The sequence below is a fragment of the Paraburkholderia sp. BL25I1N1 genome (assembly GCF_003002025.1).
GTDB lineage: Bacteria > Pseudomonadota > Gammaproteobacteria > Burkholderiales > Burkholderiaceae > Paraburkholderia.
In genome coordinates this window covers 89447-106964 of record NZ_PVZB01000025.1, presented here as the reverse complement: position 1 = coordinate 106964, position 17518 = coordinate 89447, and the positions used below count along the sequence as shown (strand labels likewise).

Genomic DNA, 17518 nt, shown 5'->3' with positions numbered 1-17518 from the left:
AAACGGATGAAAATCGGAATCGTCAACGACATGCCGCTCGCCGTCGAGGCGCTGCGTCGCGCACTCGCGGCGCGCCATGACTATGAAGTGCTGTGGATCGCGCAGGACGGCCAGCAGGCGGTCGATTTCTGCACCGCGCAGCGGCCCGACATCGTGCTGATGGATCTGGTGATGCCGAACGTCGACGGCATCGAGGCGACGCGGCGCATCATGGCGCGCGCGCCGTGCGCGATCCTGATCGTCACCGTCGACGTCGGCGCGAACGCGTGGCGCGTCTATGAAGCGATGGGCGCGGGCGCGCTCGACGCCGTCGATACGCCGTCGCTGAGCGGTCCCGACGCGCACAAGAGTATTGCCACACTGATCGCGAAGATCGATCGCATCGCGGCGCTCGTCAAGGAACGCAATGCGCCCGGCGCGGCGGCCGCGGCAACGCCCGCCTGCGCGACGAATCGCGACACGCCGCTGGTGGCGATCGGCGCATCGGCGGGCGGACCGGCGGCGCTTGCCACGCTGCTCGCCGGCCTGCCGAAGGATTTTGCGGCGGCGATCGTCATCGTGCAGCACGTCGATGCGGCGTTTGCCGCCGGCATGGCGGACTGGCTGAACCAGCAATCGGCGCTGCCGGTGCGGATCGCGCGCGAAGGCGACCGCCCGCAAGCGGGCGTCGCGCTGCTCGCCGCCACCGACGACCATCTTCATCTCAAACTGCCCGACATACTCGGCTACACGCGGATACCGGAAGAGACGCCTTACCGGCCTTCCGTCGACGTGTTCTTTCATAGCGTGGTGGCGCGCTGGCCGACGCGCGCCGTCGGCGTGCTGCTGACTGGCATGGGCCGCGACGGCGCGATCGGACTCAAGGCGATGCGCACCAAGGGCTATCACACGATCGCGCAGGACGAAGCGACCAGCGCCGTTTACGGCATGCCGAAAGCGGCCGCGGCGCTCGACGCCGCCGCCGCGATCCTGCCGTTGCCGCGCATCGCTGGCGCGCTCGCGACGGCCGTCAACGCGCGCTGACCACGCACTCGCCATTCATGAGCCGTTTCGATTCACTCACATTCATTCTGGCCGAACAACATGGACACTCCTAAACCGCATCAGAACGCCGCCGCGCAGGATTTCGCGTCGGACGCGGTGGACGCCCCCAATCTCGCGATCGACGACGCTCTCGCGCGCATTCTCGGTAATCCGCCCGCAGCCGAGTGCCCGATCATGGTGTTGCTGGTCGACGATCAGGCGATCATCGCCGAAGCGATCCGCCAGGCGCTGGCCGACGAACCGAGCGTCGATTTTCACTACTGTGCATCGCCCGAAGAAGCACTGCGCAGCGCCGCGGAAACGCGCGCGACGGTGATTCTTCAGGACCTCGTGATGCCTGGCACCGACGGCCTCACCCTCGTGCGCCAATATCGGCAGAATCCGGCCACGCGCGATATTCCGATCATCGTGTTGTCGACCAAGGAAGAGCCGCTCGTGAAAAGCGCGGCCTTCGCCGCCGGCGCCAACGATTATCTGGTGAAGTTGCCGGACCGCATCGAGCTGATCGCGCGTATCCGCTATCACTCGCGCTCGTATCTGAACCTGATTCAACGCGACGAGGCCTACCAGGCGTTGCGTCAATCGCAACAGCAATTGCTCGCGACGAATCTGGAATTGCAGCGGCTCACGCATTCGGACGGCCTGACGGGCCTGTCGAATCGCCGTTACCTCGATCAATATCTGGCCGCCGAATGGCGTCGCAGTACACGCGACAAAACCGGCCTCGGTTTTCTGATGATCGATGTGGACAACTTCAAGGCTTACAACGATACCTACGGGCACGTTGCCGGCGACGAAGTGCTCAAGACGGTCGCGCATACCCTCGAATCGTGTCTCGGACGCTCGGCGGATCTCGCGGCGCGCTTCGGTGGCGAAGAGTTCGCGGTGGTGGTGCCGGGCACGTCGTCGGGCGGCTTGCGTCTGCTCGCGGAGAAGATCCGCATTGCAATCGAAGGGCTGGCGATCCCGCATTCGGGCTCCGCGACCGGTGTCGTGACGATCAGCATCGGCGCGGCGACGCTGGTGCCGACGGTCACCGAGCCGGTAACGAAGCTGATCGAAGCCGCGGACGTCGGTCTGTATCGTGCGAAGCGGGATGGGAAGAATCAGGTTGCGGTGAGTGATTGATTGTTTGCATGCGGTTTTACCAGCGTGCAATGAAAACGCGCCCGTTTGCAGGGCGCGCTTTCATTTGCGGCAGTAGCAGTAGCATTAGCACCGGCGGTGCGTTCGGCGGTTTCTAACGCGTGTGCTTCTTTAGCATTGCCACGACCCGGCGCCGACCCGCGCATCGCCGAGGTACTTGCCGCGTGCTTCGACAAGCACGCTTGTATCGATTGCGCCCTCGTCCACCAGCGCCTTCAACGCGGCGATCACAATCGACTTGCGGTCCACTTCGAAAAACTCACGCAACGCCTGACGTGTATCGCTGCGGCCGAAACCATCCGTGCCGAGCGTCACATAGCGACGCGGCACGTACGCGCGAATCAGTTCCGGCACGGCGCGTACATAGTCGGTCGCGGCGATGATCGGACCTTGCGATGCATTGAGCGCTTGCGTGACATACGGCGCCGCGCTCGCTTCGCCGAGACGCATGAGCCGTTCCGCCGCCATGCCGTCGCGTTGCAATTCGGTGAAGCTCGTTACGCTCCACACGGCGGCGTCGATCTGCCAGTCGTCTTTCAACATCTGCTGCGCCGCGATCACTTCGCCGAGAATCGCGCCCGCGCCGAGCAATTGCACCTGAGCCTGCTTGCTCTCCTGCTCCTCAGTATGCTTCACCAGCGGATAGATGCCTTTGAGAATTCCTTCACGCAGCGCCTGCAAGTCGCCGCCAGGCACCGCAGGCTGCGCGTAGTTTTCGTTCATCACCGTGACGTAATAGAACACGTCGCGCTGCTGCTCGACCATCTCGCGCATGCCCTCGTCGACGATCTCGGCAACCTCGTACGCGAACGCAGGATCGTAAGCGCGGCAATTCGGAATCGTCGACGCCGCCAGATGGCTCGTGCCGTCCTGATGCTGCAAGCCCTCGCCGCCGAGCGTCGTCTTGCCCGAGGTCGCCCCAATCAGGAAGCCGCGCGCCCGCTGATCCGCCGCGGCCCAGATCAGGTCGCCGATGCGCTGGAAGCCGAACATCGAGTAGTAGATGTAGAACGGCAGCATCGGCAGATCGTGGACGCTATACGACGTCGCCGCCGCGATCCATGACGACACCGCGCCCGCTTCCGAAATGCCTTCTTCCAGTATCTGGCCTTTGGTGTCCTCGCGGTAGTAAAGCATTGAGCCGAGATCTTCCGGCTCGTACAACTGCCCCAGCGGCGAATAAATGCCGACCTGGCGGAACATGTTCGCCATGCCGAAAGTGCGCGCTTCGTCAGCGACGATCGGCACCACGCGCGGACCGACATCCCGGTCCTTGAGCAGCGCGGTCAGCATGCGGACCAGCGCCATGGTCGTGGACATCTCGCGGCCGTTCGAGTCCAGCGCAAATTGCCCCCAGGAGGACACCGACGGGACGGTCAGCCCCTTCGATGCAACTCTCCGCCTTCTGGGCAGATAGCCTCCGAGAGCCGCCCGGCGTGCATGCAGGTATTGCATTTCCGGGCTGTCTTCCGCGGGTTTGTAAAACTTCACCTGTTCGACGTCCTCATCGGTGAGCGGCAGGCGGAAGCGATCGCGAAACGCCTTGAGGTCGTCGAAGCCGAGCTTCTTTTGCTGATGCGTGGTCATGCGGCCTTGGCCCGAAGTGCCCATGCCGAAGCCCTTCATCGTCTTCGCGAGAATCACCGTCGGCTGGCCGCGGTGATCGAGTGCCTTCGCGTAGGCCGCGTGCAGTTTGCGCACGTCGTGGCCACCGCGGCGCAGGCGGTCGATGTCGTCATCGCTCAATTGCGCGGCGAGCGCGGCAAGCTCCGGATTCTGCCCGAAGAAGCGTTCGCGGTTGTACGCGCCGTCGTTGGCGGAGAAGGTCTGGAACTGGCCGTCGACGGTATGCGCGAACGCGCGCAGCAAGGCGCCAGTGCGGTCGCGCGAGAACAGCGCGTCCCAGTCCGAGCCCCAGATCACCTTGATCACGTTCCAGCCGGCGCCGATGAAGTGCGCTTCCAGTTCATCGATGATGCGGCCGTTGCTGCGCACCGGCCCGTCGAGCCGCTGCAGATTGCAGTTGATCACGAAGACGAGGTTGTCGAGCCCCTCGCGCGCGGCGAGCGACAGCGCGCCGGTCGATTCCGGCTCGTCCATTTCGCCGTCGCCGAAAAAGCCCCACACCTTGCGGCCTTCCGTTTGCACGAGGCCGCGATTGGCCAGGTAGCGCATGAAACGCGCTTGATAGATCGCATTGATCGGGCCGATGCCCATCGAGCCGGTCGGGAACTGCCAGAAGTCCGGCATCAGCCACGGATGCGGATACGAGCACAAGCCCGGCCCGCCGATCTCGCGGCGATAGTGCTGCAAATGCTGCTCGTTTAAAAACCCTTCGAGGTAAGCCCGCGCATACACACCCGGCGACGAATGCGGCTGGAAGTACACGAGGTCGCCCGTGCCCTCCTCGCCACTCGGCGCCGCTGCCCGGAAGAAATGGTTGAAGCCGACCTCGAACAGATCCGCCGCCGATGCATAACTCGCGATATGACCGCCGAGTTCGCCATAAGCCTGGTTCGCGCGCACCACCATCGCCAAAGCATTCCAGCGCAGCGCGGCGGCAAGCCGTTCTTCGAGTTCGAGATTGCCCGGATAGCGCGGCTGCTGGTCGAACGGGATCGTGTTCTGGTACGGCGTGACGTTGGTGCGCGCCGATTCGACACCCAGCGACAGCGCATGGCTCGCAAGCTTGTCGAACAGGAACTGCGCGCGGTCGCGACCGACATGCGCGACGACCGCATCGAGCGCTTCCAGCCATTCGGCGGTTTCTTGCGGATCCGCATCCGCCTGCTCCGCGCTTTCAACGCGTGGTGAATTGGATAACCGCAACTGCTCGCTACCGCTGGACAAATCCGTCATGGCACCACTCCCGCATTGACGCGTTCGGCTCAAGATCGAGTGAGTCAATGGTAGCCATGTGCTCACAAAATGAGCGTCTCATTTGCTTGTGATCCCGTGCTGCGATAGGCTATTTATTCCGAATTTCCTCACCACGACAGAATATTTCATCTATGACCACGCCACCCAGACGGCTGGACCGCATCGACATCGGCATCCTGAGCCAGTTGCAGCAGAACGCGCGCATCACCAATGCAGATCTGGCGCGCTCGGTGAACCTGTCGCCCACGCCGTGCTTCAACCGCGTGCGGGCGCTCGAAAAGCTCGGTCTGTTCAAGCAGCAGGTCACGTTGCTGAACCCGGAGCCGCTCGGGCTGCGCATCAACGTGTTCATTCAGGTGAGTCTGGAAAAACAGGTGGAAGACGCGCTGCAGCGTTTCGAGCAGGCGATTTCGGAGCGCCCCGAGGTGATGGAGTGCTATCTGATGACGGGCGACGCCGACTATCTGCTGCGCGTGGTCATGCCGGATATGCAAACGCTAGAGCGCTTCATCGTCGATCATCTGACGAAGATTCCGGGCATTTCCAATATCCGCTCCAGCTTTGCGCTCAAACAGGTGCGTTACAAGACGGCGCTGCCCTTGCCGTCGTCAGGATTGACGTTGATCGATCCCGACGACGTGTCGACTGACTGGCGCTGAAGGCGCTTACAGTGCGCCTGGCTTTACGCGGAAGCAGCGCCGCGCGTGTAGCGTGCGGCCGGCACCTTATGCGACAGATTCGGCTGCAGGTGCTGGCGCGCGCTGTTGAAGCGCTCCCAATCCGCCACGTCCGGCAACGACGGAATCGTCACCAGTTCGCCCTGGTCGAGGCCGGCCAGCGCGGCGTCCACCATGTCTTCGGCGGTCATTACGATCTGCTGCGGCAGATGTTCGACCGCGAGGCCCGCACGGTCCCAGAACGCCGTGCTGGTGGCGCCCGGCAATACCGCCTGCAATTGGACGCCCTTGCCGCCCACTTCGTGATGCAGCGACTGCGTCAGGTTGAGCACGTAGGCCTTGGTGCCGCTGTACGTGCCGTTCAACAGTTCCGGCGATAGCGCGACGATCGACGCAATATTGATCACGATGCCGTTGCCCCGCTCCACCAGGCCTGGCACGACCGCCGCCGTCAGGCGCGTGAGCGCGGTCACGTTCAGGTCGATCATTTTTTCGAGCTCGTCCACGTCGGAATCGATCAGCGGGGCGGTCGCGCCGACGCCCGCGTTGTTGACCAGCATCGTGATGCCACGGTCCGTGCGCAGCCGTTCTTCGATGCGACGCACGTCGGCTTTAACGGTCAAGTCCGCGCCGATCGTCTCGACGTGGCGGCCGGTTTGCGATGTCAGACGTTCGGCCAGACCGTTCAGCCGCTGCACGTCGCGCGCCACCAGAATCAGGTCGTAGCCGCGCCGCGCGAGGCGATCCGCATACACAGCGCCGATACCCGACGATGCGCCCGTCACCAATGCCGTTCCTTTGCCTGATTGCGTTGCCGTTTGCGTTGCCATTTGAATCTCTCCTTGCGGGCGTGGCGCGTCGCGCCTCTGCCCTGTCCGATAAATGAATGGGGAAACCTGGGAAACTCCGCCGCCGCGCCGTTGTTGTGCGGCATTGCGGTGTTGACGAGGCAAGTTTAGGCGCGTAGCCTTGTGTCTCAAATGTCGTATTTACCTCGTTTTAGGACATTGCGATGAGACATGTCGGCGTGGTGGTTTTTCCCGGCTTCCAGATCCTCGATATGGTGGCGGTGTCGATCTTCGAACTAGCCAACCTGGAGGCCGGTCAGCCTGAATACGAGGTAGAGATCATTTCCGAGCATGGCGGCATGGTGCGCAGCTCGGCGGGCGTCGAGATCGCCACCCGGCCGTTCGGCGACCCGGCATATGACACCGTAGTGGTTACCGGCGCGATGCAGATCGCGCCGTCGTCGCCGGGATTGCTGGCGTTTCTGCACGAGGTGCTCGGCGCGGCACGGCGCACCACGAGCATTTGCACGGGCGCGTTCGTGCTGGCCGAGGCCGGGATTCTCGACGGCCGCCACGCGACCACCCACTGGTTTCACGCCCGCGATCTGCAACAGCGCTTTCCGCAGACGCGCGTGGATGAAGACCGCATCTTTATCGTCGACGGTTCGGTATGGACGTCAGCCGGCATGACCGCGTGCATTGATCTGTGTCTGGCGCTCGTTGAAAACGATCTCGGCGCGGAAGTGTCGCGCGCGATCGCCAAAAAGCTCGTTGTGTACCATCGCCGTACCGGCGGCCAATCGCAGTTTTCGGCCATGCTGGACCTGGAGCCGAAATCCGACCGCATTCAGAACGCGCTCTCGTACGCCAAAAGCCATCTGACCGAACCATTGACGGTCGAGCAACTCGCCGACGTCGCGCATCTCAGCCCACGCCAGTTCAGCCGCGCGTTTCGCGACGAAACCCGTCAATCGCCGGCCAAAGCCATCGAGGCATTGCGCGTCGAGGCCGCGCGCGCCATGCTGGAAGCGGGCCGCCATTCCATGGAGGCGGTAGCGGCGGAAACGGGCTTCGTCGATACCGAACGGATGCGGCGCGCCTTTCTGCGCGCCTTTGGCCAACCGCCGCAGGCGATCAAACGCGCAGCGCGTGTGGGCGTGCTGTAACACAGGCGAGGGACAATACCGGCAATGGCGCTTTAACCGATATGACCTTCCACGATGAGAGGAACGCGATGAACTACGACGACAGCAATCCCTTCGCAAGGATTCTGCGCGGCGAACTACCCTGCATCAAGGTGGCCGAAACCGATGCCGCCCTCGCCTTCATGGACTTGATGCCGCAAGCCGACGGCCATCTGCTGGTGGTGCCGAAGGAAGCCGCCGCGGAGATTTTCGAGTTGTCGGATGCCTCGACGGTGGCGTGCATGCGCATGACGCAGAAGCTCGCAATTGCGGTGCGGGCGGCGTTGCGGCCGGACGGCGTGTTCATCGGACAATTCAATGGCGCCGCTGCGGGACAAACGGTGCCGCATGTCCACTTTCACGTGATCCCGCGCTGGGAAGGTCAGCCGCTGCGAATGCATGCGCGCGATGTCGCCGACGCGGACACGCTCGAAGCGCTGGCCAAACGCATCCGCTCGCATTGGCGTGCGGACTGAGGGCGACTCGCCTCGTCGTCCGCACGGTGAGCTTATGCACCGTAACAGGGGTCAAAGCGGCTGAAACCGCCGTTACAGACGATCCCGCGAGCGGCGCAGCGGATGCCGCCAGTCGATGCGGCGCGGCCTCACATGCATGGGCCGCATCTCGTGCAGATGGCGGTGTTCTTGCCACAGCTCGTCGGAGAAAAGAAAAGCGACGATGAGTAGCGGAATGACCAGAAAAACGCCCAATATCAAGTGCTCGATCACGGTGGCCTCCGATCGCAGGAGCATGATTTCATTGTAGAGCACCGCGCGTACCTGCACCGTCCCGCGCCTCATTATCGTGGCGATCAAACCGGACACCGGACCAGCGTCACCGCGACGCCGTGGTCTCGCCGGACTCACTTGACGCCTGACTTACCGAAAAAGTGCTGATGGCGTGCGAGCGCGTGCAAGAACTCCCTGCCCCCTCGTCCTGACTAACCGGAAGCGTGTTTGCGTGCACGAACCGCGCGCATTCAAACCAGCAATTCTCAAGGGGAATCCAATGACGACTGAACGCAGCAGCGAACTCACCTTGCGCCCGCTCGAGCGCACCGATCTGCGCTTCGTCCACGAAGTGAACAACAACGCGAAAATCATGCGTTACTGGTTCGAGGAGCCGTACGAAACCTTCTCCGAACTGACCCAGCTTTACGACCAGCACGTGCACGACTTGCGCGAACGGCGCTTTGTGGCGATCGACAACGAGGGGCAGACCGTCGGCGTGGTCGAGTTGATCGAACTGGACTACATTCATCGACGCGGCGAGTTTCAGATCATCATCGCGCCGCATGACAGGGCCGCGGCTACGCCACGCTTGCCACTCGGCTCGCCACGGACTATGCGTTTTCCGTGCTGAATCTGCGCAAGGTCTACTTAATCGTCGACAAGTCGAATACCGCGGCGATTCACGTCTACGAAAAGTGCGGCTTCAGGCACGAGGCCGAACTGATCGAGGAATTTTTCGGCAATGGCAGCTATCACAACGCTTTGCGTATGTGCATGTTCCAGTCTGAGTTTTTTGAGGCCAATCGGCGCATCGATTGACGTTGCGATCGCGCGCAACGCTGCCGGATGACAAGGCGCCGCGCACCCTGCTTTCTCGCCTGGCACCGTTTATCTTCTGCAAATACACCGTTATTTTGTAATTTCCGTTTAGTCGGTTGAATGACTTTGTGTGCAATGCACCAAGTCTTCTAACTAACTTTCGCAAAACATTTAAATGCGGCTGCTCGTTTACGCGAATACGTGCCGCAAAGCGTTACTGGTGAAAGCGGCGTGGCCTGTTAGGCGTTTAGTTATCCATCGTAATCAACGCTGTTTAGGCCGATGCGTAACGATCAGGCAGGCACAAGAGGAGGTGCGACAATTCGCCGCTGTTGCGACCGCACACAAGATGTGCTTGTCGTTCTCTCACGTTCTCCTAAAGTGCAAGATGCGGGTTCAAAGTTAAAGTTAAATACATAGCTAACCTGAGTATCCACCCGCACCGGAGGAAAATATGAAAATGCGAATCGCCGTTGTTTTCGCCATTGCGGGATTGGCCGCCGCTACTGTTCAGGCGCAAGACGTCATGATCAAGCCGCAGCAGACTATCCAGTTCAAGGCCAACGCATATGGCTGCCTGTCGAAGGATAAACTCGACGCCGCCGACCAGCATGCGCAAGCTGGTGAACAGCAAAAGATGCAGGAATTTTTCTCCGGATACCAGTGTGTTTCGACACCGGAAAACTCAAGTTTCCGCGTCGTCCGCGTAGTTGGCCACGACATCGAATTCGTGAATTCGGGTAATAGCGATACGCAAGGCCTGTGGGCAAACGATCGATTCATCAAGCAATAGGCTGAACGCGTACATTCCGGCGATATGCCGGAATGTGATTTTGCACGCGCGCCTCCGTCCTCTGACTCGATAAGCCGGAGGTGGTGAACCTGTGAGTTAAAAATCGGCTGGGCATTAATGCCCGGCCGATTTTATTTGCACGCTTTAACCCTACTTTCGGATGGACAGAAAAAAGCCGATGCGGATCGTCTGAATCCGCATCGGCAGTACGCCTTCTCGCAAAGCGCAGGGAACAACCGTCAGTTCATGATGCGCCGGTCAATGTGAGTCGCGTGGCACCGGCGCGCCGCTCGATCCGACCAGGAAGTCGAGATCCGCGCCCTGATCGGCTTGCAGCACGTGTTCGACGTAGAGCTTGTAGTAGCCGCGTTTGGGCGCCACGGGCGCCTTCCATGCGGCGCGGCGGCGCGCGAGCTCTTCGTCGGTGACGTCGAGATGCAAGCGGCGTGCTTCGACGTCCAGTTCGATCATGTCGCCGGTCTGCACGAACGCGAGCGGGCCGCCCGCCGCCGCTTCCGGCGACACATGCAGCACCACCGAGCCGTATGCCGTACCGCTCATGCGGCCGTCCGAGATGCGGACCATGTCGGTGATGCCCTTTTGCAGCACCTTTTTCGGCAGCGGCATATTGCCGACTTCCGCAAAGCCCGGGTATCCCTTCGGGCCCGCGCCTTTTAGAACCATGATGCAATGCTCGTCGATGTCGAGTGACTCGTCATCGATCTTCGCGTGCAATTCCTCGATGTTCTCGAACACCACTGCGCGCCCGCGATGCTTGAGCAACGCCGCAGTCGCCGCCGACGGCTTGATCACAGCGCCATTCGGCGCAAGGTTGCCCTTGAGCACCGCGATGCCGGCCTTCGGCTTGAACGGTTCGGCGAACATCGTGATGACTTTCTCGTCGTGATTCGGCGCGTTGCGCACGTTGTCCCAGATGGTCTTGCCGTTCACGGTCAGCGCATCGCGATGCAGCAGGCCTTGTTCGCCGAGTTGCTTCAACACCGCCGGCAAACCGCCCGCGTAGTAAAAGTCCTCCATCAGATATTCGCCGGACGGTTGCAGGTTCACGAGACACGGCACATTCGAACCCAGCTCCCAGTCTTCAAGCGATAACTCCACGCCAATGCGCTTGGCCAGCGCGATCAGATGGACGACCGCATTGGTCGAGCCGCCGATCGCCGCATTTGTGCGGATCGCGTTTTCAAAGGCCTGGCGCGTGAGGATCTTGTCCATGGTCAGATCCTCGCGAACCATGTCGACGATGCGCCGGCCGGCGAGATGTGCGAGCACCTGGCGGCGCGCATCGACCGCGGGAATCGCCGCGTTGTGCGGCAAGCCCATGCCGAGCGATTCGACCATCGAGGCCATGGTCGAGGCCGTGCCCATGGTCATGCAGTGGCCGCGCGAGCGGTTCATGCACGACTCGGCTTCGGTGAATTCTTCCTGCGTCATCGTGCCGGCGCGCACTTCCTCGGACATCTGCCAGACGCCCGTGCCGGAGCCGATGTTCTTGCCGCGAAACCGGCCATTGAGCATCGGGCCGCCGGAAACGGCCAGCGCGGGCAGATTGCACGACGCCGCGCCCATCAGCAACGCGGGCGTGGTCTTGTCGCAGCCGACCAGCAGAATCACGCCGTCCATGGGATTGCCGCGAATCGACTCCTCGACGTCCATGGAGGCGAGGTTGCGAAACAGCATCGCGGTAGGCCGCAAATTGGTCTCGCCAAGCGACATCACCGGAAACTCGAGCGGCAAGCCGCCCGCTTCGTGCACGCCTTTCTTCACGTACTCCGCAAGTTCGCGAAAATGCGCGTTGCACGGCGTCAGCTCCGACCACGTATTGCAAATGCCGATCACGGGGCGCCCGTCGAATTCGTCGTGCGGGATGCCCTGGTTTTTCATCCACGAGCGATGTAGAAAACCGTCGCGGTCCTTGAGGCCGAACCACGCCTGGCTGCGTAGCGGCTTTTTAGTCTGGTTCGAATCAGCCATGAAATCTCCTGTTGGCAAACGTGGGGGCGGGGCGTGCGTCAGTGCACGCGCTTGCTGCGGCGGAACTGATCGAACAGCACCGCGAGCAGCAGGATCCCGCCGCGAATCAGGTATTGGTAAAAGGTCGGCACGTTGAGCAGGCTCATGGCGTCCTGCACCGAGCCCATGATCAGCACGCCGACCAGCACACCGGAAATCGTCGCGACGCCGCCCGTGAGCGACACGCCGCCGAGCACGCACGCGGAAATCACGCCGAGTTCGAGGCCGACCGAGGTCTTCGGATCTCCCAGACTCATACGCGACGCAAGCATCACGCCTGCAAACCCGGTGACGAGGCCCTGCAATACGAACACTGTGATCTTGATCCGCGTCACCGGCAAGCCCGCCAGCAACGCTGCCTCGCTATTGCCGCCGACGGCCAGCACGTTCTTGCCGAACACGGTTTTCTTCAGCAAAAAGCCGAACAGCACGAAGCCGACGATGTTGCTCCAGATCGGATACGAAATGCCGAGGAACGCGCCGCCGCCGAGGTCGAAGAAACGCTCTTCGGAGATCATCACGGCGTCGCCATTCGAGGTGATGTAGGCAAGGCCGCGCACGACCTCCATCATGGCCAGCGTGACGATCAGCGAGTTGATCTTGTAGCGCGCAACCAGCACGCCGTTGACGAGCCCGACCGCGCCGCCCGCGAGCACGCCGGCCGCGACGCCGAGCATCACGCTATGCGTCGCGGTGATCAAGGTGGACGCCACCACGCCCGCGAACGCGACGATCGACGCCACCGACAAATCGACTTCGCCGAGCGCAAGCACGAACATCATCGTCACGGAGATCGAGCCGATCAGCGTGACGGAGAGCAGCAAGCCCTGGATGTTTCGCGAGCTTAGAAAATCCGGCACGGTGAACGACAAAGCCGCGAACAGAATCACAAACACCATCACGATGCCGGACTTGTTGATCAGGTCCCAGGTGCGCGCGGCGCGCGCGCTCAGGCCCGCTGAGGCGACGGCTGGGGTCGAGGAATCGGTTGAGGGTGTCTGCATGGTGTTTATTCCGTTTCTATGACGCGATTCGATTCAGTTGGCTTCGTGTTCTCGTGCGTATGCGGCTGAGCTCAGCGGGGCAGGGCGAGCTTGATGAGCGCATCCGGCGTGGCCTGCGCCTTGGGCAGATCGCCGACAATGCGGCCTTCCTTCATCACGATCACGCGGTCCGCCACGCCGATCACTTCGGCGAGATCGCTCGACACGACGATCACCGTGCGGCCCGCTTCGGCGAGCCCATACAGCAGCCCATAAATCTCGCTGCGCGCGCCGACGTCGATGCCGCGCGTGGGTTCGTCCATCAGGAACACGTCGATGTCTTCGGCGAGCCAGCGCGACAGAATCACCTTCTGCTGATTGCCGCCGGAGAGCGTGCCGATCGGCGTGTCGCCATTACGCGTTTTGATCGCAAGCTTGCCGATGAACTCTTTGGCGGTCTGCGCTTCCTTGCGCCCGTTGAGCACGTTGAAGCGGCTGAAATGGCGTCGGCAGCTGATGTTGAGGTTGTCCGATACCGACGCGATCGAAACGATGCCTTCCTGCTTGCGATCTTCCGGACAGAGCGCGACGCCCGCGCGCACGGCGTCGCGCGGCGTGGCAAAACGCACGCGCTTGCCTTTGAGCGTGATCTCGCCGGCTGCGGGTTTGACCGCGCCGTAGATGAGCTTCATCAACTCTGACCGCCCCGCGCCTACGAGTCCGAAAAAGCCGACGATTTCGCCTTTGCGTGCGGTGAAAGAAGCCGGTTCACGCAGGCCGCGTCCCATCAATTCCTTGACGTCGAGTTGCACGTCGCCAAGGTCGCGCGAGCGATAGCCGTACACGTCGGCGATCGAACGGCCCACCATGCAGCTGATCAGGCGATCACGGTCGAGTCCTTCGCCCGCTTCGAACGTATCGATGCGGCGGCCATCGCGAAACACCGTCACGCGATCGCACAACTCGTAGACTTCATCCATTCGATGCGTGACGTAGATGATCGCGCGGCCTTCGGCCTTCAACGCACGAATGATCCGGAACAGTTGCGTCGTCTCACGCGAGGACAGCGAACTGGTCGGTTCGTCGAACGCGATCACGCGCGCGTCGCGCATCAGCGCCTTGCCGATTTCGATCATTTGCCGCTGGCCGATCGAGAGATTCTTTACTTGCTGCGACGGATCGATCTTTTCGCCGAGCCGTTCCAGCTCGCGCACCGCGCGCGCTACCAGCGCTTTTTCGTCCAGTACCCCGAAACGATTGGGCAGGGCGCCGAGCATCAGGTTTTCCGCAACCGTCAGTTCCGGCACGAGATGCAGTTCCTGATAGATGATTGCCACGCCCGCGGCAATCGCGGCCTTGGTCGTGATGAATTGCTGTTCGACGCCATCGAGCGACAAGGTGCCCGCCGCCGGCTGATTCACGCCGGACAACACCTTGAGCAGCGTCGATTTGCCGGCGCCGTTCTCGCCCATCAAGCCGTGCACTTCGCCGCGCCGCACGTCGAGCGACACCTGGTCGAGCGCGAGCACGCCGGGAAAGCGCACGGTGATCCTGTCGAGCCGCAGATACGGCTCGGTGGACGCGAGCGCGGGCGAGGGTGCCGCTTCGGCGGTGTGGGGATCAATGTGTGGGAACATCATCAAAAAACCTCAAGCTGGTGAACAACCTATGCGGGCCGCTCTCGCGTGAGCGAGATGGCCCGCAGCGTGCAAACTCGAATCCCGCTTAAATACCGAGTTCTTTGCGCACGTCCTGCCAGTTGCTGCGCACCATCAGCTTGCCGGTGGTCTGCGTATCGGCGGCCGGCTGCTTACCGTCCTTGATCCACTCGACGAGGTTCTCCGTGCTTTCCTTGCCGTGCATCGTCGAGCTCACGGCGATCGTGCCGTAGAAGCCCGTCGGTTCCTTCTTCTGGAATTCGGCGAACGCTTCGCCCGCGCCGTTGATGCCGACGCCGATCACGTCCGCAGCCGGAATATGCAACTGCTCGGTCGCGCGTACGCCGCCCAGCACGCTTTCCTCGTTGAGCGCGAAGATCACCCACTTCTTGATGTTCGGATGCTGCGCGAGCACCGGCGACGACGCGTTGAAGCCGCCTTCGTCATCGGTCGTCTTTTGCGGGGCGTCGAAGATGTTTTCCTTCTTGAAGCCGCCGGCAATGAGCGATTGTGTCGCGCCGTCGGTGCGCAGTTTCGCGGTCGGCAATTCGTAGTTCGTGATGCGCAGCGCGCCGACTTCTTCCGGCTTCCAGCCGCGGCGTTTCATCTCTTCGGCAATGGCCGTGCCGACCTGATTGCCGATCTTGAACGCGGACATGCCCAGATGCGGCACGTTCGCCAGCGGCTTGCCGGTCGAGTCGACCAGTTGATCGTCGACGGTGACGAACTTCATGTTGTAGCGCTTGGCGCGCGCCTGGATCGCCGGTCCGAGACGCACGTCCGGCGCGCAGATCACGAAGCCTTTGGCGCCTTGCGCGCCGAGGTTGTCGATCGCGGCCAGCACTTTTTCACCGTCCGGCGTGCCGATGTTCACCACCGAGAAGCCGTCCTTCTGGCCGAGCGCGCTAGCGGCTTTCTGTTCGTTGATGAACCAGGCCTGTTCCGGCATCTTGACGAGGAAGCCGACTTTGAGCGGCGCGTCCGCGTGCGCGGAAAGTTGCATGGCAAAAGGCGCGGCGAGGGCGGCGGCAGCCATTGCGGTTAGCGTCAAACGGCGAAGCTTGCTGGTCATACCTGTCTCCTGAAGTTGAAAAAGCTGCGTTGATTTATTTGATTGCAGCGGTTGATGCACGGCGACGTCAGCGGGGACGCGGATGGACGTTGGAATGCATGGTGACGTGAAGCGATCGCATGACCATCAGCCCGCCACGTACGCCGTTTTCACGGCGCTCCAGAAGGCCGCGTCCGTTGCGCCATAAGCGGACGCTTTGCGGCCGCCGCCGGGCGCGTGACGCTCGACGGCCGTGGTCGGCAGATTGATCGTGACAAGGCCGCTATGCACATGACGGCGGAAATGCCGCGCGCGATTGAGCGAGCGCGTGCAAATGCCGGCGCACAGACCGTAAGCGGTGTCGTTCGCGAGATGCAGCGCGTGATCGTAGTCGTCCGCGCGCAGCGCGACGGCAACGGGGCCGAAGATTTCCTCCCGCGCGACACGATGTTCCGGTTCGCCGATGAAGAGCGCCGGCTCGAAAAAATAGCCGCGTGTCGCGCGCTCCAGTTGGCGGCCACCATGCAGCAATTGCGCGCCTTCCTGTTGGCCGATGCGCACATAGTCGAGATTGCGTTCCAACTGCGCGGCGTTGGCCACGGGACCCATGTCGGTGCCGTGCTTCAGGGCATGATCGATCGAGAGTCTCGCGAGCTTCGCCTGCAATGCGTCCACGAACGGCTCAAACACCGCACCTTCGACAATCAGCCGCGCCGCCGCCGTGCTGCGCTGACCCGTCGAGCCATAGGCGCCGCTCAAGGCGGCTTCGACGGCGCCTTCCAGATCGGCGTCGGCCAATACGACGAAGGGATTCTTGCCGCCCATCTCAAGTTGCACGCGCGCCTGCCGAGCGACGGCGGCTTGCAGCACGCGCGTGCCGGTTTCCGCCGAACCGGTGAAGCTAACGGCCGCCGTCAGCGGATGCGCGGCAATCCGTGCGCCGACCTGACGGCCGCTGCCCATCACGAGGTTGAACACGCCCGCGGGCAAACCGGCGCGGCTGATGATCGAGGCCAGCGCCGCCGCGCAAGCCGGTGTCGATTCGGCCGGTTTGAAGACGACGCAATTGCCATGAGCGAGCGCAGCGCCGATCTTCGCCGCGGCAATCGCCAGCGGCGCGCTCCATGGAGCGATGATGCCGACCACGCCGAGCGGTTCGCGCGTTACGTCGATCTCGACGCCGGCACGCGTCGACGCGACGGGTTCGGCGAAGACACGCAAGGCTTCCGCCGCGCACAGTTTGAAGGTCTGCCCAGCACGCGTCGCCTCGACCAAAGCGTCGGGCAGCGTCTTGCCGACTTCACGCGCCAGCAGCCGGCCCAGTTCGTCGCGGCGCGCGAGCATCTCGCTGCCGATGGCGTCGAGCGCATCCGCGCGACGCTGTGCCGAACCAAGCGACCACTCGCCGAAGGCTGCGTGCGCGGCCTCGATGGCCATATCGGTTTGTCGCACGTCGGCTCGCACATATTCGCCGACAGGATCGTCCAGGTCCGACGGATTGAGCGAGACGCCCGTGGTCGCGCCCGTCTCCCATCCGCCATTGATGTAGTGGCGAAACGGGCTTGCAACGAGTGGGACGAGCGGATCGCGGTTCATCGACGGGGAAGGCGCCAGATAGGAAGCTCAGAAAGTCCACGAATGGTATGAGCCGTCCCAATAACTTTCCAATCCCTTTTTAGGCTATCCCGATATCAATTCCGGTATGGCATGATGGAGCCTTGCCTCGGCAGAGC

At 62.4% G+C, this 17518-nt stretch carries 14 protein-coding genes and 1 pseudogene; 7 read left to right on the top strand and 8 right to left on the bottom strand.

The window, feature by feature from the left end:
* Positions 1–6: 6 nt before the first annotated feature.
* Both B0G73_RS30815 and B0G73_RS30810 read left to right on the top strand, forming a co-directional pair.
* Complete coding sequence (locus B0G73_RS30815; protein WP_106284928.1) at positions 7–1023, top strand: chemotaxis response regulator protein-glutamate methylesterase; 1017 nt, start codon at positions 7–9, stop codon at positions 1021–1023.
* Between the two features lie 60 nt (positions 1024–1083).
* A complete protein-coding gene (locus B0G73_RS30810; protein WP_106284927.1) occupies positions 1084–2172 on the top strand; it encodes a PleD family two-component system response regulator in 1089 nt (362 codons plus the stop codon).
* Positions 2173–2301: 129 nt separating this feature from the next.
* Here B0G73_RS30810 and mdeB read toward each other — a convergent pair whose 3' ends face one another.
* Positions 2302–5049 carry an alpha-ketoglutarate dehydrogenase gene (mdeB, locus tag B0G73_RS30805; protein ID WP_106284926.1) on the bottom strand — a complete coding sequence of 916 codons (2748 nt, stop codon included), beginning with the start codon at positions 5047–5049 and terminating at the stop codon, positions 2302–2304.
* 152 nt (positions 5050–5201) lie between these two features.
* Between mdeB and B0G73_RS30800 the strand changes: the two genes are divergently transcribed.
* Positions 5202–5729 carry an Lrp/AsnC family transcriptional regulator gene (locus tag B0G73_RS30800; protein WP_012434873.1) on the top strand — a complete coding sequence of 176 codons (528 nt, stop codon included), beginning with the start codon at positions 5202–5204 and terminating at the stop codon, positions 5727–5729.
* A gap of 23 nt (positions 5730–5752) precedes the next feature.
* Here B0G73_RS30800 and B0G73_RS30795 read toward each other — a convergent pair whose 3' ends face one another.
* Positions 5753–6577: an SDR family oxidoreductase gene (locus B0G73_RS30795; protein ID WP_106284925.1), complete on the bottom strand. Its 825-nt coding sequence runs from the start codon at positions 6575–6577 to the stop codon at positions 5753–5755.
* A gap of 182 nt (positions 6578–6759) precedes the next feature.
* Between B0G73_RS30795 and B0G73_RS30790 the strand changes: the two genes are divergently transcribed.
* Positions 6760–7701, top strand: a complete 942-nt coding sequence (locus tag B0G73_RS30790; protein ID WP_106284924.1) for a GlxA family transcriptional regulator — start codon at positions 6760–6762, stop codon at positions 7699–7701.
* 68 nt (positions 7702–7769) lie between these two features.
* Complete coding sequence (locus tag B0G73_RS30785) at positions 7770–8195, top strand: HIT family protein (RefSeq protein WP_106284957.1); 426 nt, start codon at positions 7770–7772, stop codon at positions 8193–8195.
* A gap of 72 nt (positions 8196–8267) precedes the next feature.
* Here the strand turns inward: B0G73_RS30785 and B0G73_RS30780 are convergent, their stop codons facing one another.
* Positions 8268–8543 carry a hypothetical protein gene (locus tag B0G73_RS30780; RefSeq protein WP_258193993.1) on the bottom strand — a complete coding sequence of 92 codons (276 nt, stop codon included), beginning with the start codon at positions 8541–8543 and terminating at the stop codon, positions 8268–8270.
* Positions 8544–8727: 184 nt separating this feature from the next.
* Between B0G73_RS30780 and speG the strand changes: the two are divergent.
* A pseudogene (speG, locus tag B0G73_RS30775) lies at positions 8728–9269 on the top strand (spermidine N1-acetyltransferase).
* 454 nt (positions 9270–9723) lie between these two features.
* A complete protein-coding gene (gene sap1, locus B0G73_RS30770) occupies positions 9724–10062 on the top strand; it encodes a surface attachment protein Sap1 (RefSeq protein WP_012434866.1) in 339 nt (112 codons plus the stop codon).
* 258 nt (positions 10063–10320) lie between these two features.
* Here sap1 and B0G73_RS30765 read toward each other — a convergent pair whose 3' ends face one another.
* From B0G73_RS30765 to B0G73_RS30745, 5 genes are all read right to left on the bottom strand, one after another.
* Entirely contained in the window at positions 10321–12054 is a 1734-nt protein-coding gene (locus tag B0G73_RS30765; RefSeq protein WP_106284923.1) for an IlvD/Edd family dehydratase, read from the bottom strand.
* 38 nt (positions 12055–12092) lie between these two features.
* Complete coding sequence (gene araH, locus B0G73_RS30760; RefSeq protein ID WP_106284922.1) at positions 12093–13097, bottom strand: L-arabinose ABC transporter permease AraH; 1005 nt, start codon at positions 13095–13097, stop codon at positions 12093–12095.
* A 71-nt stretch (positions 13098–13168) separates the two neighbouring features.
* On the bottom strand, positions 13169–14716 hold the full coding sequence (gene araG / locus B0G73_RS30755; protein WP_106284921.1) for an L-arabinose ABC transporter ATP-binding protein AraG: 1548 nt from the start codon (positions 14714–14716) through the stop codon (positions 13169–13171).
* A gap of 85 nt (positions 14717–14801) precedes the next feature.
* Complete coding sequence (locus B0G73_RS30750) at positions 14802–15806, bottom strand: arabinose ABC transporter substrate-binding protein (RefSeq protein WP_106284920.1); 1005 nt, start codon at positions 15804–15806, stop codon at positions 14802–14804.
* Positions 15807–15932: 126 nt separating this feature from the next.
* Positions 15933–17381 carry an aldehyde dehydrogenase family protein gene (locus B0G73_RS30745; RefSeq protein WP_106284919.1) on the bottom strand — a complete coding sequence of 483 codons (1449 nt, stop codon included), beginning with the start codon at positions 17379–17381 and terminating at the stop codon, positions 15933–15935.
* Between the last annotated feature and the right edge of the window lie 137 nt (positions 17382–17518).